22 protein-coding genes are annotated in these 24,107 nt (G+C 71.9%); 9 read left to right on the top strand and 13 right to left on the bottom strand.

All coding sequences use genetic code 11. The annotated features are described in order from the left end of the window. Positions 1-3: 3 nt before the first annotated feature. The 5 genes from WMF43_RS27540 to WMF43_RS27520 all read right to left on the bottom strand — a co-directional run bounded on the left by WMF43_RS27540 (position 4) and on the right by WMF43_RS27520 (position 4,094). Positions 4-621: a glutathione S-transferase family protein gene (locus WMF43_RS27540; protein ID WP_437668961.1), complete on the bottom strand. Its 618-nt coding sequence runs from the start codon at positions 619-621 to the stop codon at positions 4-6. A 140-nt stretch (positions 622-761) separates the two neighbouring features. After that, on the bottom strand, positions 762-1,529 hold the full coding sequence (locus tag WMF43_RS27535; protein WP_437668959.1) for a YkgJ family cysteine cluster protein: 768 nt from the start codon (positions 1,527-1,529) through the stop codon (positions 762-764). Between the two features lie 7 nt (positions 1,530-1,536). Beyond that, complete coding sequence (ung, locus tag WMF43_RS27530; protein ID WP_437668957.1) at positions 1,537-2,220, bottom strand: uracil-DNA glycosylase; 684 nt, start codon at positions 2,218-2,220, stop codon at positions 1,537-1,539. A gap of 6 nt (positions 2,221-2,226) precedes the next feature. Further along, positions 2,227-2,859, bottom strand: coding sequence for an endonuclease III (gene nth, locus WMF43_RS27525; RefSeq protein WP_437668955.1), 633 nt, complete (start codon positions 2,857-2,859; stop codon positions 2,227-2,229). 83 nt (positions 2,860-2,942) lie between these two features. Then, positions 2,943-4,094 carry a penicillin-binding transpeptidase domain-containing protein gene (locus WMF43_RS27520; protein ID WP_437668953.1) on the bottom strand — a complete coding sequence of 384 codons (1,152 nt, stop codon included), beginning with the start codon at positions 4,092-4,094 and terminating at the stop codon, positions 2,943-2,945. Positions 4,095-5,045: 951 nt separating this feature from the next. Between WMF43_RS27520 and WMF43_RS27515 the strand changes: the two genes are divergently transcribed. Continuing rightward, entirely contained in the window at positions 5,046-7,379 is a 2,334-nt protein-coding gene (locus WMF43_RS27515) for an SdrD B-like domain-containing protein (RefSeq protein ID WP_437668951.1), read from the top strand. 66 nt (positions 7,380-7,445) lie between these two features. On the opposite strand, the gene WMF43_RS27510 is transcribed toward WMF43_RS27515, so the two are convergent. Further along, complete coding sequence (locus WMF43_RS27510; RefSeq protein ID WP_437668949.1) at positions 7,446-7,988, bottom strand: EF-hand domain-containing protein; 543 nt, start codon at positions 7,986-7,988, stop codon at positions 7,446-7,448. A 352-nt stretch (positions 7,989-8,340) separates the two neighbouring features. On the opposite strand from WMF43_RS27510, the gene WMF43_RS27505 reads away from it, so the two are divergent. After that, on the top strand, positions 8,341-9,324 hold the full coding sequence (locus WMF43_RS27505) for an aldo/keto reductase (RefSeq protein WP_437668948.1): 984 nt from the start codon (positions 8,341-8,343) through the stop codon (positions 9,322-9,324). 31 nt (positions 9,325-9,355) lie between these two features. Here the strand turns inward: WMF43_RS27505 and WMF43_RS27500 are convergent, their stop codons facing one another. Further along, positions 9,356-10,099, bottom strand: coding sequence for a hypothetical protein (locus WMF43_RS27500; protein WP_437668947.1), 744 nt, complete (start codon positions 10,097-10,099; stop codon positions 9,356-9,358). Between the two features lie 420 nt (positions 10,100-10,519). Here WMF43_RS27500 and WMF43_RS27495 point away from each other — a divergent pair, with 420 nt between their 5' ends. Then, positions 10,520-11,014: a hypothetical protein gene (locus tag WMF43_RS27495; protein ID WP_437668945.1), complete on the top strand. Its 495-nt coding sequence runs from the start codon at positions 10,520-10,522 to the stop codon at positions 11,012-11,014. A 433-nt stretch (positions 11,015-11,447) separates the two neighbouring features. Then, positions 11,448-12,716, top strand: a complete 1,269-nt coding sequence (locus WMF43_RS27490; RefSeq protein ID WP_437668943.1) for a peptidylglycine alpha-amidating monooxygenase — start codon at positions 11,448-11,450, stop codon at positions 12,714-12,716. A 392-nt stretch (positions 12,717-13,108) separates the two neighbouring features. Here WMF43_RS27490 and WMF43_RS27485 read toward each other — a convergent pair whose 3' ends face one another. Continuing rightward, a complete protein-coding gene (locus WMF43_RS27485; protein ID WP_437668941.1) occupies positions 13,109-13,387 on the bottom strand; it encodes a hypothetical protein in 279 nt (92 codons plus the stop codon). A gap of 256 nt (positions 13,388-13,643) precedes the next feature. Between WMF43_RS27485 and WMF43_RS27480 the strand changes: the two genes are divergently transcribed. The 3 genes from WMF43_RS27480 to WMF43_RS27470 all read left to right on the top strand — a co-directional run bounded on the left by WMF43_RS27480 (position 13,644) and on the right by WMF43_RS27470 (position 15,481). Continuing rightward, complete coding sequence (locus tag WMF43_RS27480) at positions 13,644-13,967, top strand: hypothetical protein (RefSeq protein WP_437668939.1); 324 nt, start codon at positions 13,644-13,646, stop codon at positions 13,965-13,967. A gap of 195 nt (positions 13,968-14,162) precedes the next feature. Then, entirely contained in the window at positions 14,163-15,044 is an 882-nt protein-coding gene (locus tag WMF43_RS27475; RefSeq protein ID WP_437668937.1) for a TIGR02587 family membrane protein, read from the top strand. Continuing rightward, positions 15,041-15,481 (top strand): hypothetical protein, encoded by a 441-nt coding sequence (locus WMF43_RS27470; RefSeq protein ID WP_437668935.1) that lies wholly within the window; start codon positions 15,041-15,043, stop codon positions 15,479-15,481. Before WMF43_RS27475 ends, WMF43_RS27470 begins: the two co-directional genes overlap by 4 nt. A 72-nt stretch (positions 15,482-15,553) precedes the next feature. Here WMF43_RS27470 and WMF43_RS27465 read toward each other — a convergent pair whose 3' ends face one another. From WMF43_RS27465 to WMF43_RS27445, 5 genes are all read right to left on the bottom strand, one after another. Next, positions 15,554-16,903 carry a vWA domain-containing protein gene (locus tag WMF43_RS27465; protein WP_437668933.1) on the bottom strand — a complete coding sequence of 450 codons (1,350 nt, stop codon included), beginning with the start codon at positions 16,901-16,903 and terminating at the stop codon, positions 15,554-15,556. Continuing rightward, the gene (locus WMF43_RS27460) at positions 16,900-18,258 is read right to left on the bottom strand and encodes an AAA family ATPase (protein WP_437668931.1); all 1,359 of its coding nucleotides are present in this window, start codon (positions 18,256-18,258) and stop codon (positions 16,900-16,902) included. The genes WMF43_RS27465 and WMF43_RS27460 overlap by 4 nt, the downstream gene beginning before the upstream one ends. Positions 18,259-18,503: 245 nt before the next feature. Beyond that, positions 18,504-19,118, bottom strand: a complete 615-nt coding sequence (locus WMF43_RS27455; RefSeq protein WP_437668929.1) for a hypothetical protein — start codon at positions 19,116-19,118, stop codon at positions 18,504-18,506. 186 nt (positions 19,119-19,304) lie between these two features. Beyond that, positions 19,305-20,303, bottom strand: a complete 999-nt coding sequence (locus WMF43_RS27450) for a hypothetical protein (RefSeq protein WP_437668928.1) — start codon at positions 20,301-20,303, stop codon at positions 19,305-19,307. A 245-nt stretch (positions 20,304-20,548) separates the two neighbouring features. Continuing rightward, positions 20,549-21,613 (bottom strand): hypothetical protein, encoded by a 1,065-nt coding sequence (locus WMF43_RS27445; RefSeq protein ID WP_437668927.1) that lies wholly within the window; start codon positions 21,611-21,613, stop codon positions 20,549-20,551. 682 nt (positions 21,614-22,295) lie between these two features. On the opposite strand from WMF43_RS27445, the gene WMF43_RS27440 reads away from it, so the two are divergent. Both WMF43_RS27440 and WMF43_RS27435 read left to right on the top strand, forming a co-directional pair. Beyond that, positions 22,296-23,498 carry a DNA glycosylase AlkZ-like family protein gene (locus WMF43_RS27440; protein ID WP_437668926.1) on the top strand — a complete coding sequence of 401 codons (1,203 nt, stop codon included), beginning with the start codon at positions 22,296-22,298 and terminating at the stop codon, positions 23,496-23,498. 203 nt (positions 23,499-23,701) lie between these two features. Beyond that, positions 23,702-24,052, top strand: a complete 351-nt coding sequence (locus tag WMF43_RS27435; protein WP_437668925.1) for a hypothetical protein — start codon at positions 23,702-23,704, stop codon at positions 24,050-24,052. Positions 24,053-24,107: the final 55 nt, after the last annotated feature.

The following is a 24,107-nucleotide window of genomic DNA, read 5'->3' as shown; positions in this document are numbered from 1 at the left end:
GGGTCAGCCCGCGACCTTGACCCAGGACGGGCGCGCGCTGAGGCGCTTCCACCAGGCCGCGACGTTCTCCCGGCTCGCGATGAGCGCCTCGGCCTTCGACGCCACGAGGCTCCCGAGGTACGGCATGAACGCGATGTCGGCGAGCGAGTAGCTCGAGCCCGCGAGGTACTCCCGGCTGGCGAGCGCCTTGTCGGCCACGTCGAGCACCTTCGCGACCTCGGTCGTGGCCGACTCGACGATCGACTCGTCGCCCTGCTGGCCGCGCATCGGGAGGAAGATCCGCTGGAAGAGGATCTTGATGACGGGCGTGGAGAAGTACGACTGCTCGATGCTGAGCCACTGATCCATGAGCGCCTTCGACCTGAGCTCGGTCGGCGTCAGCGGAGCCCCCGGGAGCTTCTGGTCGAGGTACCGCATGATCGCCCTCGACTCGTACAGCGAGAAGTCCCCGTCCTCGAGCACCGGGATCACGCCGAAGGGGTGGCGCGCGAGGTGCTCGGGCTGCTTCTGCTCGCCCTTCATCAGGTCGACGACCACGAGCTCTGCCGCGTGGCCCTTCTCGGCGAGCACCGTCAGCACCTTGCGCGTACACGTGCTCATGGGATGTCCGTAGAGCTTCATGGGAGACTCCTTTCGTAGGTCGGTTGGTAGCGTTGCTGCGTGAGGCGCCGCGCCGGCGGCGGCCTCGGCGGCGGGCTAGAGTAGATGGATTCTCCGCCGTGCCAACGGTGGGGTGGTGTCGGCCCGGCGGCGGCGCGGCGTCAGCCTTCGCGGCGCCGGTCCTCCTGCCACTCGGCGTCGCGGGCGGCCGCGAAGACCGGGAGGCGGGCGAGCCACCGCGCGCCGGCGTTCGGGCGCTCGAGCGCGATGCGCAGCGCGGCGATGAGCTCGAGCGGCGCGGCGTCGAGGCCCTGCTCCTTCGCGGCCCAGCCGAGGCCCGCGAGCACGGCGTTCGCGACCTCGTAGCTCGCGGTGTGCATGGGCGCCGGGGGGACCTCCGCCGGGGCGGCGAAGTGGCGCTCGCACGCCGCGGCGTCGAGGGAGTTCCAGCCGGCGCAGACGATCGGGCGGACCGCGTGGATCGAGCACGCGCCGCGCTCGTCGAGCAGCGGGCAGGGGACCTTCGCCTCGGCGCGCTCGAGGCGGGAGAGGCCGCGCGTCGCCGCGTCGGCGGCCCGGACGTGATCGAGCAGCGCGGCGAGCTCCGCCTCGGTCCGGGAGGCGCGCAGGTGCGCCGCGATGCGGAGGACCTCCGGCGCCATCACGAGCACCTTGCTCACGCAGCAGGTCGAGCACCCGGCGCGGCAGGCGATCGGGCGCTCCGGCGGCTCGGCGGCGGCCGCGGCCTCCTCGAGCGCCTCGGCGCGCGCGAGCGCGTCGCGCGCCGCCCGGACGGCGCCGGCCTCGCTGCGGTCGGCGAGCGAGAGCGCGAGCGCGGCGCGCTCGCCGTCGGCGATGCCCTCGAGCACGGCCGGGGTGTACCGCGTCGCGCGCGGGGCGACGGGCAGGGCGCGCCGCTTCTGGCTCATCGCGGCGCTACTCGATCTCCGGGAGCCGCCAGTCGATCTCCGGCGCGCCGCGGGCGCGCAGGGCGGCGTTGATGGACGAGAACGGCCTGCTGCCGAAGAAGCCGCTCCGCGCCGACAGCGGCGACGGGTGCGCCGCCTTGATGACGGTGTGGCGACGCGCGTCGATGAGCTTCGCCTTCTTCTGCGCGTGGCCGCCCCACAGCACGAACACCACCCCGTCGGGCCGCTCGTCGACCTTCCTGATCACGGCGTCCGTGAACGTCTCCCAGCCCTGATTCTTGTGCGAGTTGGGCGTGTGCGCGCGGACGGTGAGCACGGTGTTCAAGAGGAGCACGCCCTGCGCGGCCCAGGCGCTCAGGCAGCCGTGGCGCGGGACCTCGAAGCCCGGCACGTCGGTGATCGCCTCCTTGAACATGTTGGCCAGAGACGGCGGCGGCTGGACGCCGGGGCGCACGGAGAAGCACAACCCGTGGGCCTGCCCCTCGTCGTGGTACGGGTCCTGGCCGAGCAAGAGCACGCGGACGTCCTCGTACGGCGTGAGCTTGAACGCGGCGAAGACGTCCTCCTCGGCCGGGAAGACGCGGTGCGCGCCGCGCTCGGCCTCGAGGAACCGCGCGAGCTGCTGGAAGTAGGGCTTCTCGAGCTCGCCCGCGAGCACGCGGCGCCACGAGTCGGGGAGGTCGATCTTCATCGCGGATCAGACCCCTTCCTTCGGGCAGAGATCGCCGAGCCGACACTCGGCGCACTTGGGCTTCCTGGCGACGCAGGTGTAGCGGCCGTGCAGGACCACGGCGGGGCCGAAGAAGGTCCATTGCTCCTCCGGGACGAGCCGCATGAGGTCTTCCTCGATCTGCTCGGGCTTGTCGCGCTTCGAGAGGGCGAGCCGCCCGCTGACGCGCGCGACGTGGGTGTCGACGATGATCCCCGAGGGGAGGTTGAACGCCGTGTTCAGCACGACGTTCGCCGTCTTCCTGGCCACGCCCGGCAGCGACGTGAGCTCGTCCATGGTCTCCGGCACCTTGCCGCCGAAGCGCGCGACGAGCTCGCGGCAGGCGGCCTGGACGGTCTTGGTCTTCTGGCGGAAGAAGCCGGTCGGCTTGAGCTCCTCCTCGAGCACCTCGGTCGGGGCGTTGGCGTAGGCCTGCGCAGTGGGGTACTTCTTGAAGAGCGTCGCGGTCACCCGGTTGACGCGCTCGTCCGTGCACTGCGCCGCGAGGATCGTCGCGACGAGCAGGTCGAGCGGCGTGTCCCAGTTGAGCTCGTAGCGCGCGTCGGGGTGATCCTCGCGCAGGCGTTGAAGGAGGAGGGGTATGCGGCGTCGGGCGTCCATGCGGTTCGCGCCGCAGGATATCCCAGATGAGGCCGCAGCTCGACCTCGCCGGGCGCGGGCGTCAGCGGCGGCGGGCGCGGGCGTCAGCGGCGGCGGGCGACGGGGCCGGCCGCGCGCTTCTGGCCGAAGTAGATCTCGAGCAGCTCGCGGCCGACGAGGTTCGCCTTGGTGCGCCACGTGATGTCGTTGGCCAGCATCACCGAGACGGCGATCTCGGGGCGATCGGACGGCGCGAACGAGGCGAACCACGAGAACATCCGCGACGGGCGGCCGCCGACGAGCGTGCCGGTCTTGGCGGCGACGGGCATCGCGCCGAGCGCGCGGGTGCCGTCCGGCTTGCGGAACGCCTTGGCGCAGGTGCCCCGCCGGGTCGTGACCTCGAGCATCGACCGGAGGGTGCGCGCGACGTCCGGCCGGAGCCCGCGCCCGCCGGCGCCGCGCTCGGCGAGTGGTCCCGCGCCGTCGCGGCCCCGGGCGGCGGCGCCCGGCGACGCGAGCAGCGAGAAGGGGACGCGCTCGCCGTCGTTGGCGATCGTCTGCATCGCGAACAGGGCGCCGAGCGGGCTGAGGCGGCCGCTCCAGAAGCCCGCGGCGGCGCGCGCCCGGCCGAGGGCGTCGGCCGGGATCTCGATGGTGCTCGGGGCTACCGCGACGTCGATGGGCACCTCGCCGTCGAAGCCGAGATCGCGGGCCTTGCGGCGCAGATCCTCGGCCGTGAGGTGCTGGCTGGCGAGGCGGGCGAAGACGCCGTTGATGCTGCGGCCGAGCGCCTCGCCGAACACGGTGCAGGTGTCGCCGCGCCCCTCCAGATCCCGCGCGCGGATGGCGCTCTCTCCGCCCGTGTAGCAGACGGGCGTGGCGATGTTGACCTTGCCCCCCTCGAGGAGCGCCGCCGCGGTGACGAGCTTGAACAGGCTGGCGCTCGGCGCGAGCGGGGTCGCGACGTAGTCGCGCTCGCCGCGGCTCGCCCAGACGAGGATGCGGCCGGTGCGGACGTCGGAGGCGACGATGGCGGCCTCGGGGGCGCCGGAGCGGGCGAGGAGGCGCTCGGCGGCGCGCTGGAGCTCGGGGTCGAGCGTGAGGCGCACCGGCTTGCTCGACGCGCCGACGGTGGCGTGGACCGCGCCGCCGGCCACGTGGAGGTGGCGGACGCCGCGAGGAGCCGGGGAAGCCGTCGCCGGCGCGACCCACACGGAGAGCGCGGCGGCGAGCGCGAGAAAGAGACGCGATCGCACCGCGCGGAGATGCCAGGGGGGGCGCGCGTGGGCCAAGTTCCCCGCAGCGCCAGGATCCGGCGCGCCCCCCACGGGCCGGGGCGAGGTCCACGCGAGCCCCGAGCCCGCGCCGGGTGCTGTTCGTTCATTGCGCTCGAGATGAGACGTCCGGGATGCATGGCGCCGCGCCCCGGAGAGTGCCTCTCTCGGGCCCGCTGCTCCCGCAGAAGCCAGGCGTGCGGATGAACCGGTCATCGAAGGAGATATGTTGTCCTGGACCGATTCGAGTCCACCTTCGCGGGCGTGGTGGACGAGCCGAACCCGTCGCCACTTCCGTCTCCGCTGCTTACTTCCGCAGCGCCCTGCGCGACGCGAGCCAGGGCGCGGCGAGAGCAGCCTCCGAGCGAAACGAAAACCTATCCCCGCTCAAAAAAAGATCTGGACATGCGAAGTACACATTCATTACTTTGAACAATGGTCCTGTGCGCATTCGGCATCCAATCGGGACCAACCTCGCTGGATTCGATCCGAGTCCGGTGAGCTCCAAGTAAGTGATGCAGCGCGCTGCGGGCACGCAGCGATGCCGCCGGCTGCGCCGAGATCTCCCTCGGGCACGGCGCTCCTTTTTGTGGAGCGTGAAGGCCTGAGGCGAGGCGCCAAGAACCGTCACCGTGAGGCCGCGAATCAGGATCGTAGACCGCGGCGGGATGTTCTTTTCGGGGGCTTTCCCCCGCAAATGCCTGGACAGCTCGATTGCCGCATTGATAACTTGAACGATGGACCTGTGCGTATCCGCGCTCCGGTTCAAGCCGACGCCTCGCGTACCTGATCCGATCGTGATCAGCCAGCGGGGGGCGGCCCGACCGGAGCCCGCGAAGCCGACCTTCGCCTGACCCGTGTGTCACGGCGCGCGCGGCTCGGATGACGCTCCATCGCGGTTTGATCCCAAGAAGGACCTGAAAGGAGCCACCATTGAAGCAGATAACGATCGCCTCCTCCGCCGCCCTCGCCACGCTGCTCATCACCGCCACGAGCCTCGCCAGCACGGGCGCGCCGACGCCCACGTGCACCGTGATCCAGCGGGGCGTCCTCGGCGACGTGTACAACGCCGAGATCTGGAGCCTCGCCCCGAGTTATCACGTCTCGAGCCCCTTCGAGGTGAACACGGGGTACTCCAGCGAGGTCGGTGAGAAACGCGCCCTGTTCGGCTTCGAGCTCGGCGCCATCCCCGCGAGCTCGCTCATCACGTCGGCCAAGTTCTACGTCCTGACCTACAGCAGCACGGCCCAGACCGTCCGCGCTCACGAGGTGCTCGCCCCCTGGAGCGAGGACACGGTCACCTGGAACAACCTCGGCGGCATCGATCCGACGTCGTTCACGTCGTTCGTGTCCGGCGGCTCGGCGTGGCGCGAGCTCGACCTCACGCAGCTGGTTCAACAGTGGGTCAGCGGCGTCTCGCCGAACTACGGGATCCTCCTCGAGGAGGACGAGAACGGGAAGACCTCGTACAAGGGCAGCGCGCACACGGACCTGTCCCAGCGGCCTCTCCTCGAGGTCTGCTACACGACGCCGAAGGGCTCGATCGGCGACAAGGTGTGGTTCGACGCGAACGCCGACGGCATCGAGGGCGGCTCCGAGCTCGGCATCGCCGGCGTCGTCGTCGACCTCTTCGGCGACGTGAACTGCGACGGATCCGCCGATGGAGACGCCCTCGGGACGACCGCGACCGACGCGGCGGGCGCCTACCGCTTCGGCGAGCTCGACGCGGGCTGTTACGTCGTCGGCGTCGACGACGCGACGCTCCCGCTCGGGCACCAGCTGACGACCGACAACGATCCGCTCGCGGTGTCCCTCGACGCGGGAGAGAACGTGACGAACGCCGATTTCGGCTATGTGACGTACTCGTCGATCGGCGACACGGTCTGGCTCGACAGCGACGCCGACGGGCTCTACGAGCCGGAGATCGGCGAGCTCGGCGTGAACGGCGTCCAGGTCGAGCTGTTCCAGGACGGCCAGCTGGTCGATTTCACGGTCACCGGCGACAGCCCTTACACCGGACAGCCGGGCTTCTACCTCTTCGACACGCTCCCGGCGGGCACCTACTCGGTGGTCGTCACCGCCGACAACTTCATGACGAGCGGCCCGCTCGCCGGGCAGGAGCCGACGGCCGACCCCGACGGCGTGCTCGACAACGTGGGCACGGTCTCGCTCGGCTGGGCGCAGGACCTCCTCGACGTGGACTTCGGCTACCAGCTCTCCTGCGGCAACGGCGTCTGCGGCGGCGATGAGAGCTGCTCCACCTGCGCCGTCGACTGCGGCGTCTGCCCGCCCACGTGCGGCAATGGCACCTGCGAGGCCGGCGAGGACTGCGCGAGCTGCAGCGCCGACTGCGACGTCTGCCCGCCCACGTGCGGCGACGGCACCTGCGACGCGAGCGAGGGCTGCGGGAGCTGCTCGGCCGACTGCGGCGCCTGCCCGCCGGTCTGCGGCGACGGCACCTGCGAGGCCGGCGAGGACTGCGGCACCTGCTCGGACGACTGCGGCGCCTGTCCCTCGATCTGCGGCAACAACGTCTGCGAGAACGGCGAGGACTGCGCGAACTGCGCCGGCGACTGCGGCGCTTGCCCCGCGGTCTGCGGCAACGGCACGTGCGAGGCCGGCGAGAACTGCCTGGAGTGCCCGAGCGACTGCGGCATCTGCCCGCCGGTCTGCGGCAGCGGCGTCTGCGAGGTCGGCGAGACCTGCTCGAGCTGCGCGGCCGACTGCGGGGCGTGTCCGCCCGTCTGCGGCGATGGGGTCTGCAAGGCGGGGGTCGAGGACTGCTCGAGCTGCGCGGCCGACTGCGGCGCCTGCCTGTGCGCGTCCCCCGGCACCGGCACCCCCGGCTACTGGAAGACCCACCCCGGCTCGTGGCGCGTCTCGCACCTGACGATCGGCGGCAAGACGTACACGAAGGCCCAGCTCCTCGACATCATCAGCCGTCCGACCCGGGGCGACGTCACGTACATCCTCGCGAAGCACCTGATCGTCGCCAAGCTCAACGTCGGTATCGGCAACCAGTCGAGCTGCATCGAGGCCACCATCGCTGCGGCGGATCAGTGGCTCCGGAGGAACCGCCTCGGCAGCAACGTCAGGGACGGGGGCTGCCGCTCGCCGTGGGAGACGGGCGAGCCGCTCGCCGACAAGCTCGACGCGTACAACAACGGTCGCCTCTGCGCGCCGAGCCGCGATGACGTCCGTTGTGACGATCGCGACGACCACCACGGCCACCACGGTCACCACGGCCACAGCTGCCGCGGTCACTAGGACCTGCGACAGGCGAGCAGGCCTTGAGGCCGGCGCGCGGCGCGCGGCGCGCGCCGGCGTGCGGCGCTACCGCGCGACCTTCTGCTTGCGCGCGGCGTGCGCCGCGCGCAGCTCGTCGGCGCTCAGCTTGTTGTCGCGGTTCCCGTCGGCCGCCTTCACCCTCTCCCAGCGCTTGTCGCCCACCTCGTCTCTGGTGAGGAAGCCGTCGCCGTTCTTGTCCTTCCGGGCGAAGCGCTCCTTCTGCCGCGCTTCCCGTGTCTTCTTGTGCTGCTCCGCGCGCGCCTTCAGCTCGTCCGCCGACAGGAAGCCGTCCTTGTTCGTGTCGGCGCTGCCCAGCCGCTTCTGCGCCTTCTCCGGGAGCTCGGCGACGGCCAGCTTGCCGTCGCCGTTCTTGTCGAAGCGCTTGATGCGCTCGGCCGGGTTCATGGGGCGGATCTCGCGCCGGGCACCCTTGTCGTGGCGCGGCGCCGGCGTGTCCGCCGTCCCGCCCGCGCTGCTCGCTGCGTAGGCCGCTCCGCTGCCCGCGAGCACAGCCGCCGAGAGGAAGCTGCCGAGGACGAAGCGACGGATCGCGCTGTGGGTCTTGTTCGAGGAGAGGGGGGAGGTCATCGAGGTCGTGCTCCTTCAAGGGCCAGCCGTTCTTGCTGGCTTCTGCTCCTAGGACGCGCCCACCCCGGCCCGCCCTACGCGCCCTCCGATCTTTTTTTGCCGGCCTCTTCGGTGACCGTCCCCGCAGGCCCTGCGGTGTCCCGCAGCGACCCCCGCGACCTTTCGCAGAGAGCACCCAGCTCCGTTGACCTGAAGCTCCTGAGCCCGCGCGGCGACGCCGGCGGCGACGCGCGGGCTCAGGAGGCTCCGGTCCGCCGCGGTCCGGTCTCCCCCTTGACTTCGAGCGCGCTCTAACTCTTACGGTGGCGAGCGTCGAACGGCCGCGGACCTCCGCCGCGGCAAGGAGCCCACCATGCACACGCGCAAGCTCGGTCCACTCCAGGTCTCCGCCCTCGGCCTCGGCTGCATGGGCATGAGCGACTTCTACGGCCCCCGGGACGAGGCCGAGTCGATCGCCACGATCCATCGCGCGCTCGAGCTCGGCGTCACGCTGCTCGACACGGCCGACATGTATGGCCCCTTCACGAACGAGGAGCTCGTCGGCCGGGCCATCGAGGGCCGCCGGGGGAGCGTCGTCCTCGCGACGAAGTGCGGCGTCGTCCGCGATCCGAAGGACGCCACCGCCCGCGGCATCAACGGCACGCCGGAGTACATCCGCGCGGCCTGCGACGCGAGCCTCAAGCGGCTGCGCGTCGACGTCATCGATCTGTACCAGCTCCACCGCGTGGATCCGAAGACGCCCATCGAGGAGAGCGTCGGCGCCATGGCGGAGCTCGTGAAGGCCGGCAAGGTGCGCGCGATCGGGCTCTCCGAGGCGGGCGCGGCGACGCTCCGGCGCGCCCACGCGGTGCACCCGCTCGCGTCGGTGCAGACCGAGTACTCGCTCTGGTCGCGCGAGCCGGAGGACGACGTGCTCGCGACGTGCCGCGAGCTCGGCGTCGGCTTCCTCGCGTACAGCCCCCTCGGACGCGGCTTCCTGACGGGGCAGATCAAGCGCTTCGAGGACCTCGCGCCGGACGACTACCGCCGCATCTCGCCGCGCTTCCAGGGCGAGAACTTCCAGAAGAACCTCGATCTGGTCGCGAAGGTCGAGGCGCTCGCGAAGGAGAAGGGCGTGAAGGCGTCGCAGCTCGCGCTCGCCTGGGTGCTCGCGCAGGGGGACTTCATCGTGCCGATCCCCGGCACGAAGCGCAGGAGCTACCTCGAGGAGAACGTCGCCGCGGAGGCGATCGCGCTCTCCGAGGGCGACCTGCGGCGCCTCGACGAGGTGATGCCGAAGGGCGCGGCCGCCGGGCTGCGTTACCCGGAGCCCGGCATGCAGCTCGTGAACCGGTGAGCGCCGGGGCCGGGGGGTCGACGGCGAGCGCTCACGCCTTTTCCGGCACCCCGGGCTGCCTGAGCACGCGCAGGGGGCCCTCGGACGAGGCGAGGCGCGCGAGCGCCGGGTCGGTCAATACCTCGAGCAGGTCGCGCTCGGCATCGTCGATCAGGCACCGCCGCCGCACGAGGCGGACCACCTGCGAGTAGTCCACGTGGTCGAGGTCGTGCGCGAGCCCGAGCGGCTGCCACAGGGCGTGCGCGCCGTGCCTGTGGGCGGCGCCCTGGTCGTACCAGCCGTAGTTGGCGGCCCGGTCGCGGCTCCCGGCGAGGCGATTGGTGAGCACCCAGTGCTTGCCCACGTTCTCGATGAGCCCCGTCCGGCCCGCGACCTGCTCCTCGACGCGGCGGTGGTGATCGAGCATGCGGGCGGTGCTCGCCATCGCCGCGTCCGGGGCGCCGATGCACGGCTTGATGCGCACGCTGGCCTGCTCCCAGACGAGGTCGCAGATCCGCGTCGTCGGCATGGCGCACTCGAGCAGATCCGCGATCTGCTGCGTCGTCCGCGCGGTGGCGTTGATGCGGACGGAGTCCTCTGCGTCGCCGATCCGGAGCGCGTCGGCGCTCACGAAGAAGGTGGCGCGGCGGCCGCCGTGCTCGCTGTGCACCGGGGCCCAGCAGATCGGCGCCAGGCGGCCGGCCCGCACCGCCTCGAGGATGGCGTCCTCGCGAGCGCGCCCGGCGCGCTCGGGGAGGCGTGCGACGAAATCGGTGCCTCGCAGGACATCGGTCATGGTTCCCCCTTGGCGAGCGCGCCCGCGCGTCGCTCTGGGCGCGCGGCGCCGTCCGACCGGGACGTCGTGTGCTGGCCGGCTCGCTCGGTTGATTGTGTGGAGCGCGCGAGATCCGCGCAAGGCGCGCGTGGCCTGGGGATCACCTCGGCGGCGCGTCGACCGGCGTGATGCCGCAGGGCGGCGCGGCGCGCGAGGCGCGTCGCGAGGTGGGTGAGGTGAGCGAGACGGGTGAGGTGGAAGGAGGCTGGGGAGGCGGGTGAGGTGATCGCGGCGGAAGAGACGGGCGAGGCGGGCGAGGCGGGTGGGGCGATCGAGGTGGAAGCGGCGGACGAGGTGAAAGGAGGTTTGTTCGGACTTCCGCCGAGCGCGCGCTCCTGCTTCGTTTTGCGCGGCTCGTCTGCTCGCCCTAAGCTCCGCCCCATGTCGCCCCCGGCGAGCCGTCCCTCCCTGCGTCCCTCCGGGGCCTTCCGCGCCGTTCCCCGCCTCCTCGCCGTCGCTTGCGCGGCCGCCCTCGCCGCGCAGACCGCCGGCTGCGGCTCCAGCGCCGTCCAAGGGCCCGACACGGCGGCCGCGATCGCGTCGATCGACGCGCGCCTGCGCGGCAGCTTCCGGCTCGTCCGTTTCGAGCCGGAGGTCCCGCTCGAGCCGATGCTCGCGTCGATGCTCGAGTTCCAGTACGCGCACCTGATCGTCCGCTTCGACGGCAAGCGCATCCTCGCGGATTCGCCCGGCCTCCACGTCGACCGCGCCTACGAGATCCGCGACCCCGTGTGGGATCGCTTCAAGCTGATCTCCTACGACGAGGCGGGGATTGCCTACGAGGCGGTGTGCGAGTTCTCGAGCCAGGGAGAGCTCATCGTGTACGCGCAGACGCCGCCCTGGAAGGGCGTCGCCACGCTCCGTCGGGCGCAGTAGCGGGCGACGGGCTCCGCCTCTTCCGCTTCGGGGCGTCGTGGGCTGCCTTCGCCGCCGCAACGCCTCCGCGGCCGTACACCACGACGGCGGGGCGCCACGGCGCGTTCGGCCCGAGCACGCCGCTGAGCCTCAGTAGCGGGCTCGGGCGCGCCCCGTAGATGGATCCCCGCGCGCGACCCTAGTCCGCAGCCGAGCTTTGACCAGACGGCACCGCGCCTCCTGGCGCGCGAGCGCCTCGATACCTTCCGCGTGAGCGCACCGTTGAACAGTCTCAGAGCGGGCGGGCACTCACCGAAGTAGCACCGACGCCAGGTCGCCGGCCCGTCCGTAGACCTGGGTCGCCGGTGCTCTCACGCGCCAAGTCTCCCGCTGTTCTCGGGAGCTCGCGGCGCGCGTTCTTCTTCCACCCAATTCTTTTCCCCGAGGAGCTCGCATGGATCGTAGTCGTTATTTGTTCTCGGCGCTGTCCTTCCTATCCGCTCTCGTGGTCGTCGCGTGCAGCGACGCCGAGAACGGCAACGCGGAAGCGCTGCCGTGCGACGTCGACAAGATCCTCTCCACGAAGTGCCAGACCTGTCACGGGGCGTCCCCGAAGTTCGGCGCGCCGTTCCCGCTGGTCGACCGGAGCGATCTGCTCGCGCCCGCGGTGAGCGATCCCAACAAGAAGGTCTACGAGCTCGTCGCCGCACGCGCCCGCGACACCGCGCGCCCCATGCCTCCGCCCCCAACCGAGCGCCTGACCGCCGCGGAGCTCGCGATCTTCGATCAATGGATCGCCGCCGGCATGCCGGCCGGTAAAGACACGTGCGTCGACCCGGGCGGCGGCGGAACCATCGACCCTCCGACCCTGAGCTGCACACCGGATGTCCTGCTAGCGCCGTCCGCGCCTTACGTCATGCCGAAGGACGTCCAGGACCAGTATATGTGTTATGGGGTCGATGTAGAGATCGGCCAGAAACGACACCTCGTCGGGATCGCACCCCAGATCGACAACAGCACCATTGTACACCATATCCTGCTCTTCAAGGCGGATGAGGCGTCTCCCTCGACGCCCACGCCCTGTGAGGGGGGCGACATCCAGGGGGCTCTTTTGTCCGTCTGGGCGCCCGGCGGCACGGCCACGGAGCTGCCGCTGGAGGCGGGCTTCCCGCTGGAAGGCACGGCACACTTCGTAGTCCAGGTGCACTACAGCAACATCAAGGGCCTCGACGGGCAGCAAGACAGCACCGGCTTCAACGTCTGCACGACGACGGAGCTCCGCCCCAACGACGCCGGCATCTTCTCGTTCGGCACAGAAGACATCAACATCCCGCCTCACGGCTCGCTCGACGTGAGCTGCGATTACCAGTTCCCGCGGGATATGGGGGCGATTTCGGTAATCAGTGTTATGCCGCACATGCACAATCTCGGCAAGCACCTGTCGAGCAACACGGTGCCCACGGACGGCAGCGAGCCGAGCAACCTGGGGCTCGCCGATCCGTGGAACTTCGACAACCAGATCTGGTACGACAACGATACCATCCTTCGAGGCGGCGACACCGTGAGGACGCGTTGCGCGTGGGACAACCCGGGCAACAGGGCCGTGGAATTCGGGGAGCGGACGGTGGATGAGATGTGTTATAATTTCGTGATGTACTATCCGTCTCAAGAGATAGAGTTGACTACTCCGACGGACGACGCGTCCTGTGTGACGACAAAATAGGCCAGCTCGTGCAAGACGCGCGGCCTGTGCCCAAGCGGAGGCGCGCGCCGTTCGGTGAGAGCGCTCGTAAGCCTGGCGAACAGGAGCACCGCGCGCGCCGCCGGGCGCCTTCGAGGGTCTCTTCGATCCGCGCGCCACCCCGCCCTCACACGCCTTCCCCGTCGCCTTCGGTACCACGACGCTGCGTTGCATCGCATGCGGCGCGAGCACACGGTCGTAGATCACGAGCGGAACTCTGGGCGGCGGTACCAGCGCCGCGAGCCGCGCCAGCAGCTCGACCGGCGTCATCACGCGGAGGGTGCCGCCGCGCCCTCCGTACTTGACGCGGTAGGTAAATTGCGGCGCGGCGGGCAGGTTGCGTCGGCGCCACGATGACGCGGGTTTGTCGGCAGCTAGATCGTGGCCTCGTCATCCCTCAGAAGCCCGTCAATCTTGCTTAGCAAATCTCGCTTGACCCGCTGCCGGTTCAGTTCGTCTTCGTAACCGGCCTTGACAGATGCCACCTTGACAGCGCCCTTGATCATCATCAAAGCATTGATCGCTCGCTGCGCCTCATCGTCATCCAAGTCGCGCCGAAAGTGGACAACGAGGCCCTTGACGCTCATTGCAATCCCACTCCCCGCACAGAGATCTCGCTGGCTTCCCGAAGCAAAGCGCCCAGCCATCGCCATGGGCACTACCCCCTTGCGGCTCCGGGGTCGACGATGCTGAGCGCGGGGCGGCGCCTACTCGCGATCCGAGCGGACCCGGGCGGACAAAACGAGAGGGTCGGCGAGGTGCTCTCCCCGGCCCTAAGGACGCGCGCCTGGATCTCCCGGCGGGCGAGGGCCCCCGCTCCGGCCGGCGTTGTGGGGCCGTGGATCCGCGACGGAAAGCTGCCCGCCGTCCGGCGGCGTACAACTGGCGCCGCTGAAGATCATCTGGAACGTGCTGCGCGAGCCCATGCGGCGGGCTCTGGAAGCGCTGGTCATGGAGCGGCAGACCGAAGGCAAGGCGACTTTCCCCCCGTTCGCCCAGAAGCTCATCGAGATGGGCGAGCTCAAGGGCTTCCGGGACGGCGAGCTCAAGGGCCTCCGCGATGGGAAGCTAGAGGGCCTCCGCGAGGCCCTGCTGCGGCTGGTCGCTCGAGCTGGGATCCCCCTGACGGAGGACGATCGCGCCCGCATCCGAGCGTGCGACGACACCGTGACCCTCGAGCGCTGGATCGACAACGTCCTCGGGGCGAAGACCGCCGCCGACGTGCTCTCCTGAAACGGCCCCTACGGGGCTGCGGACGCGAGGTGCCGGAAAGCCCTCGACCGTCCACGTAAAACGGTCGACGTCCCGCTCGACCTGAAGCCCGAGCTGCGCGACCTCTGCGCCAGACGCCGAGGCGTCCGGGGTGAGCTGTCGCGCCCTCGGCGGGCCGCTCGACGGGGCGAACATGGTGTACAAGGGACCGGCGACGTGGCCGAGTCGAGCGCACAGCAGAAGAGCGACCCGCACGGGTGGCGCAAGGAGGGGAAGGATCTGACCGCGGCGGTCGCCGGCGGATCGATCGTGGGAATGCCCCTCCTGTACACGATGGAGATGTGGTTCCGCGGGATGATGCTCCCGGAGTGGCACCTCGGGGCGATCCTCGCGTTGACGCTGGTCGTGACCTTCCTGTGCTCCCTGGAGTCCGGCTTCCGGAACGAGGACACCCTCCTCGGTACGGTCATGGAGGCCGTGACGTCGGTCGGGATCGGGATCGTCCTCTCGGCCGCGATCCTGACGCTTGTCGGCGAGATCACGCTCGACAGCGCGCCCCGCGAGGTCGTCGGCAAGGTCCTCCTGCAGGCAGCCGCGGTGAGCCTCGGGGTCGCGTTCGCGAACGCCCAGGTCCGCGACAAATCCCGCACGGGGGACGACCAGCAGGACGAGAAGGCCCCCGAGGGGGATCCCGAGGCGCTCCAGCTCCGGGCGGACCTGCGCGACTTCTCCGCGGCGGCGGCGGGCTCCCTCTTGTTCACGCTGAACATCGCGTCGACGGAGGAGGTCGTGATGATCGCGTCGCGGCTCTCGCCGTGGCGGCAGCTCGCGATGCTCGGGGTGAGCGTGGCGCTCTGTTACGTCATCCTGTTCGCCTCGGGGTTCGAGAAGCACGAGGTGTACGTCAAGAGCGTGTTTCAGAGCCGGGCGTTCGAGACGCTGATGACGTGCGCGGTGTCGCTGCTGGTCGCGACGGCGCTGCTCTGCTTGATCGGCGAGCGCGAGACGACGGGCGACCTGCCGACGCTCGTCGCCAGCGTGGTGACCCTCGGCCTGCCGGCGATCGTCGGCGGCGCGGCGGGAAGGCTGGTGGTGTGAGCGACGCGCGGGAGCAGGCGCAAGGCCCCGGCCGCGGCCGGCAGGAGAGGCGCTTTCAACGGCTGCTGGCCGAGTGGGTCTCGCTCGCGGTCAGCACGGCGTTGATCCTGGCCCTGGCCGTGTTCCTGGTGTACGCGGGGCTGACGAACTCCGAGGGCTCGGTCGTTCCGGAGGTCCAGGCGCTGCCGGATCGGGCCGAGCAGCAAGGCGGGATGTGGGTCCTGCCGGTCCGGGTGAAGAACGAAGGCAGGCAGACGCTGGGCGACCTCGGCGTGGAGCTCCGGTACACGCCGCCCGGAGCCGGGGAACCCGAGCGGGTCGAGGCGACGATCGACTACCTCGGCAAACGCTCCGAGAAAGAGCTGTACTTCTATGTTCCGGGCGACCCGAGGGGCATGGCGGTCGAGGCGAGGGCGCTGCACTACCAGATCAAGTGACGGCGCCGTTCTCCGACATTCCGCACGTTCCGCACGTTCCGCACGTCCCGCGCGCCCTGCGCCGCGACGGGCTCACCCCCGCCGCGGCTTCCGCTCCAGCCACGCCCGCTCGCCCCACGGGCACGTGAACTCCAGCGGCTTCGTCAGGATCCACAGAACCGGCAGCGGCGGCGGCGCCGGCGGCGTCGGCCCGGCGCCGTCCGTGAAATACACGACGCCGGCCACGCGGCGCGCGGCCAGGAACTCCGGCGCGAACACCGGGCGCAGGTCCGTGCCGCCGCGGCCGGCCACGTCCCCGAGGCGGCCCTCGAAGGCGTAGACGCGGCTCACCTCCGTGTCGCACTCGACCACGGTGATGCGCGCCTCCTCGCTCATCGCCTGGAGCTGGCGCGCGATCTCCTCGAGCTCGTCGCGGCGCATGCTCATCGACGTGTCGATCGCCACGAGCAGCGACGGCTTCGCGATCGCCCGCGGCGCGTACGTCCTGCCGGGCACCTCGCCGACGCGGCCCGGAAAGCGGCGGTTCGGGCGCGCGTACGTGTGCACCGGCGCGCGCTCCCGCGCCACGAACATCCGGAGCGCGGTCTTCCAGTCGAGGGGGCACACGCGCGGGCCGAGCACGTCCGTGAGCTCCTCGATCAGCCGGCCGGGCGACTTGCCCGCGACCAGCATGCCGGGCAACGCCGCGGGGTCCCCGCCCTCCGCGAGCTCGCCCGCCTCCTCGGCGGCGTGCAGCAGCAGCTGCCGCGTCTGCTCCACCGCGCCCGGCTCGCGCGACGGGCGGCGGAGCACGCGGTGGTCGTCGACGGCCTCGCCGCCGCGCTGCGCGAGCCTTCCCTCCCGCGCGGCGCTCACGAGCAGCTCGTAGCGCTCGAGCGTGCTCTGGCCGGCGCGCAGGCCGAGCGGGGCGTACGGCTGCCAGCGGATCGGGTCGGGCAGCGGCTCCTCGATGTACTCGTTGGCCGACATCTCCAGCGCGAGATCCATGAGCTCCGGCTCGTCCGCCCCCGCGAACTTCGGGTGGCAGAGGTGCCCGAGCGCCACGTGGTGCACCTCGTGCAGCAGCACGCCGCGCAGGAACAGCGGCTCGTTCATGAACGACTCCACGTTGACGTGGAGGAAGAAGCGGCCCTCGAACAGCGAGACCGCCATGCGCTTGACCGAGGGGTCCGCGACCGGCGCGAGCCGCGCGAGGATCGCCGCATAACACGGATATCGTTCGAGAAATCCGGGGTCGCGCACGAACGCGTCGAGCCACGCCGCGAGCGCGTCCTCGGGCACCTCGGCGCCCCCGGCGTGTTCCCGCGCCGGCGCAGCGGCCCCCCTCGCCGGCGTCGCGGCTTCCCGCGTGCGCTCCGCGGGCCCTCGCGCGCCCTCCGCGGTCGCGCGCCCCCGGATCTCGGCCTCCCTGGCCCCCTTCATTGCGGCCGGATCGGCGTGACGCCGTGCTTCTTCAGCGCCGCCGCGAGCCGGAGGGCCCAGCGCTCCGGCAGCTGCGCGAGCAGCTGCCCGAGGCACGCCCGCGCGACGTTGCTCCGCCGCACCTCGACGAGCTTCGCCTGCTGCGCGAGGTGCGCCGACAGCGCGGTCACGAGGAGGCCCACGCGGTGCTGCCGCAGCGGATCGGCCCGCCACGCGAGCACCTTCTGCTCGGCGGCGCCGCCCGCGTAGTTCTGGAGCAGCTCCTCGGGGCGGACGTCGATGAGGACCGTCGCGGTCGCGTTGCCGCCGAGCGCGTCCTGGAGGCGCTCGCGGTGGTCGCCGGGCAGGTCCGCGAGCAGCGCCTCGAACGCCCCGAGCGACAGCTTGCGCTGCGCGGCGAGCACGCCCACCTCCGGGCCCTCGAGCAGCGGCGCGAGCCGCGTGGTCACCTCGTCGAAGCGGTCGGTCTCCCCGCGCTCGCGCGCCGCGCGCAGCGCCTTGCCCGCGGGCGAATTCGCGCCGTAGTCGGCGAGCAGGGCGCGCAGATCGAACGGCAGCCGCGACGACCACGACTCCTTCGACGCGAGCAGCAGCTCGACCCAGCTCGGGGGCAGGTAGCCGCCGAGCACGTCCCGCAGGAGCACGCCGTCGGCGAGCTCCTCCGGGCGCAGCGCGCCGAGCACGTGCGACGCGTAGGTCCAGGTGCGCGGCGGGACGTCGTCGAGGATGCGCTCGTGCCCCTGCGCGAGCGCGATCACGCCCGGGTGCACCCCGTTCACCTGCGCCCAGGCGAGCCACGACGCGCGGTCGGCGCGGACGTTCAGGTTGAGGAACCGGGCGCGGAGGGCGCGATCGAGCGGCGTCACCTGGTAGTCCGCGGACTCGGGGTTCACCGCGGCGAAGCAGACCCAGCCCGGCGGCAGCTCGTACTCGTGGAGCCGCCGGGCGCTGAGCAGCTGCAGCGCCGGCTGCTGGATGTACCGCTCCGCCCGGTTGAGCTCCTCCAGCATCAGGATGCCCGCGCCGTCCTGCGGCAGCACCGAGGGCGCCGCGTAGGCGGTCCGGCCGTCCCGGATGACCGGCAGGCCCACGAGATCGGGCGGCTCGAGCAGGCTCAGATCGAGCACCACGGTGGCGATGCCGAGCCGCTCGGCGAGCTGCCGGACGAGCTCGCTCTTGCCGATGCCCGTGGGCCCCTCGAGCAGCACCGGGCGCCGCGCGCGGTAGGCGAGCTCGAGCACGGCCTCGAGCCGCGGTCCGACCGGGATGGGCGCGGATCGCCCCTCGAGGAGGCTGGGGGAAACGGCGGCGGCCGGCCTGCCGGGCGCATTGCCATCGGATCTGGGCTTCGTCACGGAATCGAGGGTGAATCGAGGGTGAATCGAGGGTGGATCGAGGGTGGTGCGGCGCGCGAGGCGCGCGAAAAGGACGCTGAGGGCAGGGGATCCCAGCGGCTCGACCCCGCCGTCCCCGGCGGGCATCCGGCGCGTTTTCCCTGCCCGTGCGATCCGAGCTCTAGCAGCCGCTGCGCGGCCTGTCATTGCCTACACGCCGCGTGGCCTGTCACGAACGCGCGACGGCGAGGCGGGCGGCGGCGCGCTCAGGCGCCCAGCAGCAGCCCGAGGGCGGTCGCGAGCGCGGCGTCGCCCCACGAGGACGGCGCGGAGAGCGCCCGCGGCACGAGGACCGTCACCCGGTGCGGCTGGCCTCCGCAGCTGCGCGACCCCTCGTAGACCCGTCCCGCCCGCGCGAGATCGTAGCTGCAGCGCCCGACCACGCCGGTGAGCTGCCGCTCGTCCAGCCGGTAGTCGGACAGGGCGCCCGCCAGGAGGCCGCGGGCGCGGAGCCCTGCCTCCGCCCGGGTCACCGTGAGCTCCAGCGGCATGGCGCCGACCACGCCGGCGGCGCGTTGCCCCGTCGCGGCGACGCTCACGGCCCGGTTGAAGGCGATGCCCCGGATCGCCTGCTCGGCGCGCTCGTCGCCCGGGCGCCCGGGTTTCCCATGGTCGTAGAGCCCCAGGTTCACGTCCGGTCCGACGACCTGCCCCGGCTCGACGTCGGCGCTGACGATCTCGCCCCGGGCGGAGACCAGAAGGAACTCGCTCGGTCCGGCAGCGCTGAAGATGTCCCCGCGCGCGGCGTAGTCGCCCGGCGCGGACGGCGTCGATCCGCACCCGGCAGCGAGGGAGAGAGAGAGCACCAGAAGCAGCCTCATCCGCATCGCGAGACCTCCACGCCCGAGCGGGCACGCCCCATGTGATGCCGGGGACGCCGGATCGGTAGAGCCGTCCGCGTCGCGCGCCGAGGAGAACAGCGATTCGAGGAGAACAAGGGCGAATCGCCGGGTTCCATGCCCGCGCCGGCTCGCTGGCTCGCTCGCCCCGGCGGGCGCGTGACACGCTCAGCGGGGCGGCTCGAGCGGGGCGCAGGTCGACACCCCTGCGCCGACGATGCGGAAGCCGACATTGGTCATGTAGGCCGTGTCGACCGAGCCATCCGAGGGGCGATAGCGGGTCACGTTGGATGTTCGAGACGGATTCGTGCCCACGGTCGGGGCGGTGTAGAAGTAGAAGTCTCCGCCCCAGAACGAGAACGCCCACGCGCCGGGGACCTCGATGTCCGGCAGGGGCGTGGTGTCGATGATCGCGCCGGTCGTCTTGTCGATCTCCGCGTGCTGGATCGGCGAGGTGGTGAAGAAGCCGAAGAGGCGCCCGTCCCCGGTGCCGGTGAGCTCGGCGGAGGCGTCGCGCAGCGGGCCGGTGAACGGCCCGATGTGGGTGATCGAGTCGCCGTCGAGCCTGCCGAGGCCGAGGCTCTGCGCGCCGTCCGCGACGCTCGCCAGGAACAGCTGCTCCTCCGACGGGCGCGCGGCGTCGCTCGAGAAGCCCATGCCGAGCCGGGACCACGAGGGGCCGAGCGCGATCGAGGTGGGCTCGCAGCGCGCGTCCTCGGTGCTCACCTTGAACAACGTCCCCGCGCTGTCGTCGCCCTCCACGTAGTTGACCCACGCGGTCGCGTTGCGGTCGACCGCCATCGAGTTCGGCTGCATCTGGGTCGGACAATCGATGTAGCCGATCTTCGTGAACTCCTTGCGATCGGGCCGGAAACTGTAGAGATCGTTCTCCGCCGAGAGCACGTACACGAGGGCCGCCCGCTCGGTGCAGTCGTTCTCCGTGCTCCCGTCCCCGCCGCCCTCGCCCTCGTCGCCGCCGAGCCAGTCGTCGTCCTGGCCGCCGGCGCTTCCCGCGCCGTTTCCCGCGCCGCTCCCGGCGCCGTTTCCCGCGCCGCTCCCCGCGTCGTCCCCGCGCCCGCCGGCGTCCCCCGGGCCCAACCCGCCGCCATCGGCGCTGCAGCCAGCCGCTGCGAGCGCAATCCAGAAGCACCACCGTGCGATTCGCATTCCGCTCTCCTTCCGAGCGCTCACCTATACCTCCACACGACTGCCTTTGCCCGCGAAGAGCTCACCGCGCCCTCTGTCCGCGAAGAGAACAGGGCAGGGTGGATGGAACATCACGTTCGCAAGCTCGGAGGGTCGGACGTCACGGGGCCACTCGGGCCCTGTCCCAGGCGGCTCCGGGGCGTCGGGCGCGGGCGGCTGCGCGAGCGCGCGTCGGACGGGCGGCGGCCTGCGCGCCGCCGAGCCCGTCAGGGGACGGCGATGGGCTCGGAGGGTTCGCAGCAGAAGTGGGCGGCTTGCAGCTGCTTCACCTCGCCCGTGGGCTCGCCGCCCTTCGGGGCGCACGCGCCGGGATCGTCCCTGAGCCACTCGGCCGACATGCTCCCGAGCCGCAGGTCCGGCCCCGCGACGCATTTCGGCCCGGCCAGCGTCACCGTCTCCGAGCCGAGGAGCTCTCCGCAGGCGCGGTCGCCGTAGGCGGACACCAGCGCGGTGCACGCGCTCCCCTCGGTCGGCTTGCACGCGCACGGCGAGCAGTCGCGCCTGTCCTCGAAGTCCCGGTAGAACGTGCGCGGCTCGGGGTACGCCCGCGGGCAGGACGGCGTGTCGTTGCGCAGGTAGCGGATGCACATCGTGAAGTCCGGCGGCTGCGGATCCGGGGACGCGACGCACAGCTTCCTGGGATCCCTGCACGTGTGTTTTCCCGCCCAGCCGGCGCAGCCGCGCGCCTGCAGGGCCCAGGGCGCAGGCTGCTCGACCGGCGCCTCCGGGGCGAGGGCCACCGGCTCGCAGGCGCGCACCGTCGGCGCCTCGATGAGGAGCGAGCCGAGCTCTTCCGGCCCCCCCGCGGCCGGCGCCGCGCACGCGCCGTCCCACTCCCCGGGGGCGGCGAACACCACGCGGTCCTGCCCGTCGCACGTGGTCGAGGAGCTCCCCGCGAGGGCCTGCGGCAGCTCGCAGGAGGCCTCGGTGCAGCGGCAGGCTGGACAGCGGTAGTCGACGAGCGCCTGGCTGAAGTCGCCGTACCCATCGAACACGAGGTTCGGCGCCTCCGTCGGGCACTGCGGCGCAGGCGCGCCGCCGCGCGTGTCGCCGGTCCAGAGGAGGATGGGATCGTCGAAGCCGAGGGGCTGGAGGGCCATGCACCTGCCCAGGCAGGGCGCGCACGGGTCGTCGCACTCGAACGGCTCCAGGCCGTAGCAGGGATCCTCGCACGAAAACACCTCGAGTGCGCCGTTGCTCCAGCAGCCCGCGAAGCTCCCGAGGACGGCGACCGCGAGCGCGGACGCGAGCACGGCATGATGCTTCTTCATGATCACGACCCTTCCTCTGGAGTTGCTTCGATCCGCGCTCCCAGGCAGGGCGCCGCCCCCGGCGCCGCGTCGCGCGCTCATTGCACGACGATATCGAGGAGGCGATCCGGGCGGAGCGCGCGGCGCCGTTGCGACCGCGGAGGAGCGGCGACCGCACGCGCCAACGCCAACTACATACTTGCGTCGTTGAGGGCAGGAAAGCCCAATCGTCGGCTCAGGCGCCATGAATGGATGCATTACGACCGGTTGTAAAAAATTCTCAGCTCTTTTTCGATTTCGGTGTGTGATGGGTGAGACTCCGATTCTCCGGGGGCGGACAGTCCGTGTACGCAACGCGGGGTCCAGCGCGTGTGTGTTTGGGGCGGAGCCGGCCCTGGAGGCGGGCCACGGCGGCGAGGGAGGCCGCCGCGGCGGCCGCAGCGCCGGGGTGGGTCGCAGCGTCGGGTGGACCGCAGCGCCGGGGTGGGTCGCAGCGCCGGGGTGGGTCGCAGCGTCGGGTGGACCGCAGCGTCGGGTGGACCGCAGCGCCGGGGGGGCTCGCAGCGGCCGGCGGCGCAGGTGTCGGGCAGGGGTCGACCCGAGGGAACGGCGCGGGCGCGTTCGCGCCTGCGGGCTGGGGTATACTGCGGGCCCCACGCCGCCGCCCGGCGCCGGTGCGTCCGCGGCGGAGCTCGAACGCCCTGTGCCCAAGCCGCCCCCCGCCGTCATGATCTCGCCCGACGAGGCGCGGGTGTACCTCGTCGGCCAGCTCGGGCTGGCCACGGGCGAGCTGCCTGCGGGTGGGGAGGGGATCCGCGCGCTGATCCGGCGGCTGCGCTGCATCCAGCTCGACCCGCTCGACGTGATCGGCACGAACGCCGATCTGGTGGCGCTCGCGCGGGTCGACGGCATCGCGCGCGGCGACGTCTACCGCCACCTGTTCCCCGGGCACGCGTTCGAGCACTTCGCGAAGGAGCGCTGCCTGCTGCCGGCCGAGGCGTTCCCGTACTACCGCGAGCGCGCCGCCGAGACGCCGTGGTGGCGGGTCGCCGAGCGGCTGCGCAGGCTGCCCGAGCGCGTGATCGACGAGGTGCTGGCCGAGGTCGAGGCGCGCGGGCCGGTGAGCGCCCGGGAGCTCACGGATCACGGGGCGGTGCAGCCGCTCGACTGGAGCGGCTGGAAGGGGACGGGGCGCGCGACCGCGATGGCGCTGGAGGTGCTCTGGACGCGGTGCCAGGTCGTGGTCTGCGGGCGCGCGCCGCGCGGCAGCGGCGGGCGCGGCGGGCGGGACGAGAAGCGCTACGACGTGCCGCGCCGCGCGCTGCCGCAGCTCGACCACGAGGCCGGTGCGCCCGAGGATTTCGCGCGGTGGGCGCTGCTCGACCGGGTGGAGGCGGCGGGGCTCCTGTCGCGGGCGGGCGGGGCGCACTGGTCGGCGCTCTCCGGCGTGCGCACCTCCGCGCTCCCGGACGAGCTCGTGCGCGAGGGGATCCTGGAGGAGGTGGAGATCGCCGGCTCCTCGCGGCGTTTCCTGGCCCCGCGGGGCTTCCGCGGCCGGGTGTTCCCGCCGGTCGACGACCGCCTGCGCATCCTCGGCCCGCTCGACCCGCTGCTGTGGGACCGGGGTCTGGTGAAGCACGTCTTCGGGTTCGAGTACGTGTGGGAGGTCTACAAGCCCGAGGCCGAGCGCCGGTGGGGCTGGTACGTCTGCCCGCTGCTCCACCGGGGGCGCCTCGTCGGCCGCATCGACGCGCGCGTGGAGGGCGACGTGCTGCGGGTCGACAAGATCTTCCGGGAGCGGGGCGTGCCGCTCGACGACGACGCCCTCGACGAGGCGCTCCGCCGGCACGCGGCGGCGTGCGGCGCGGCGCGCGTGCGGAGGCCGCGGAGGGCGAAGGCGAGGTAGCCGGCGCGCGGCGAGCGCTCACCGGCGATGGCTGCCCGGGAGACTCATCCTCCTGTGCTGGTCACGCGCGCGCCGGCTCCGATCGTGCGCCTGTCCGGCGACACGCGGACCACGTTCCGCGATCCGCCGGATGCCGTGTCTCCCTGGATTCTGGCCGTGGTTCATGGGAGAGCACGCGCATGAGACACCTCTCTGATCGTTCGATGGGAATCCTCCTGGCCGCCGCGCTCTGCGGCGCTGCGTGCGGAGCTTCCTCGCCGCCCGGATCGAGCCCGCCTCCCGAGCAGGAGCCGACCACGCCGCCGACGCCGACGACGCCGCCGACGCCCGAAAACATCGTCGTGGGCAGCGATCCGTGCCAGAGCGACGCGGACTGCGTGCCCGTCTGCGGATGCCATCCCGCCGCCTGTGTGGCGAAGGCCAGCGCGCCCGCCTGCGAGCCTGGGAGGGTCTGCACGGAAGAGTGCCGGGCAGGGACGATGGATTGCGGCGGCGGCTGTCTTTGCCAGGACGGCCGGTGTGCGGCCCGCCTCATGGACGTGTCGACGCGCTGATGCGCGGAGGGCGAGCGCAGAGCGCCGATCGCGCTGGAGTCCCGAAGAAATCAGC

Source organism: Sorangium sp. So ce131, from assembly GCF_051519095.1.
GTDB lineage: Bacteria > Myxococcota_A > Polyangia > Polyangiales > Polyangiaceae > Sorangium.
The sequence above is the reverse complement of the archived record's forward strand: the minus strand, read 5'-3'. Positions and strand labels throughout refer to the sequence as shown.

Coding starts and splice junctions, on each gene's coding strand:
- WMF43_RS27540 (WP_437668961.1), bottom strand. CDS start 621: ATGAAGCTCTACGGACATCCCATGAGCACGTGTACGCGCAAGGTGCTG.
- WMF43_RS27535 (WP_437668959.1), bottom strand. CDS start 1,529: ATGAGCCAGAAGCGGCGCGCCCTGCCCGTCGCCCCGCGCGCGACGCGG.
- ung (WP_437668957.1), bottom strand. CDS start 2,220: ATGAAGATCGACCTCCCCGACTCGTGGCGCCGCGTGCTCGCGGGCGAG.
- nth (WP_437668955.1), bottom strand. CDS start 2,859: ATGGACGCCCGACGCCGCATACCCCTCCTCCTTCAACGCCTGCGCGAG.
- WMF43_RS27510 (WP_437668949.1), bottom strand. CDS start 7,988: ATGACCTCCCCCCTCTCCTCGAACAAGACCCACAGCGCGATCCGTCGC.
- WMF43_RS27505 (WP_437668948.1), top strand. CDS start 8,341: ATGCACACGCGCAAGCTCGGTCCACTCCAGGTCTCCGCCCTCGGCCTC.
- WMF43_RS27500 (WP_437668947.1), bottom strand. CDS start 10,099: ATGACCGATGTCCTGCGAGGCACCGATTTCGTCGCACGCCTCCCCGAG.
- WMF43_RS27495 (WP_437668945.1), top strand. CDS start 10,520: ATGTCGCCCCCGGCGAGCCGTCCCTCCCTGCGTCCCTCCGGGGCCTTC.
- WMF43_RS27490 (WP_437668943.1), top strand. CDS start 11,448: ATGGATCGTAGTCGTTATTTGTTCTCGGCGCTGTCCTTCCTATCCGCT.
- WMF43_RS27485 (WP_437668941.1), bottom strand. CDS start 13,387: ATGGCGATGGCTGGGCGCTTTGCTTCGGGAAGCCAGCGAGATCTCTGT.
- WMF43_RS27465 (WP_437668933.1), bottom strand. CDS start 16,903: ATGAAGGGGGCCAGGGAGGCCGAGATCCGGGGGCGCGCGACCGCGGAG.
- WMF43_RS27455 (WP_437668929.1), bottom strand. CDS start 19,118: ATGAGGCTGCTTCTGGTGCTCTCTCTCTCCCTCGCTGCCGGGTGCGGA.
- WMF43_RS27450 (WP_437668928.1), bottom strand. CDS start 20,303: ATGCGAATCGCACGGTGGTGCTTCTGGATTGCGCTCGCAGCGGCTGGC.
- WMF43_RS27445 (WP_437668927.1), bottom strand. CDS start 21,613: ATGAAGAAGCATCATGCCGTGCTCGCGTCCGCGCTCGCGGTCGCCGTC.
- WMF43_RS27435 (WP_437668925.1), top strand. CDS start 23,702: ATGGGAATCCTCCTGGCCGCCGCGCTCTGCGGCGCTGCGTGCGGAGCT.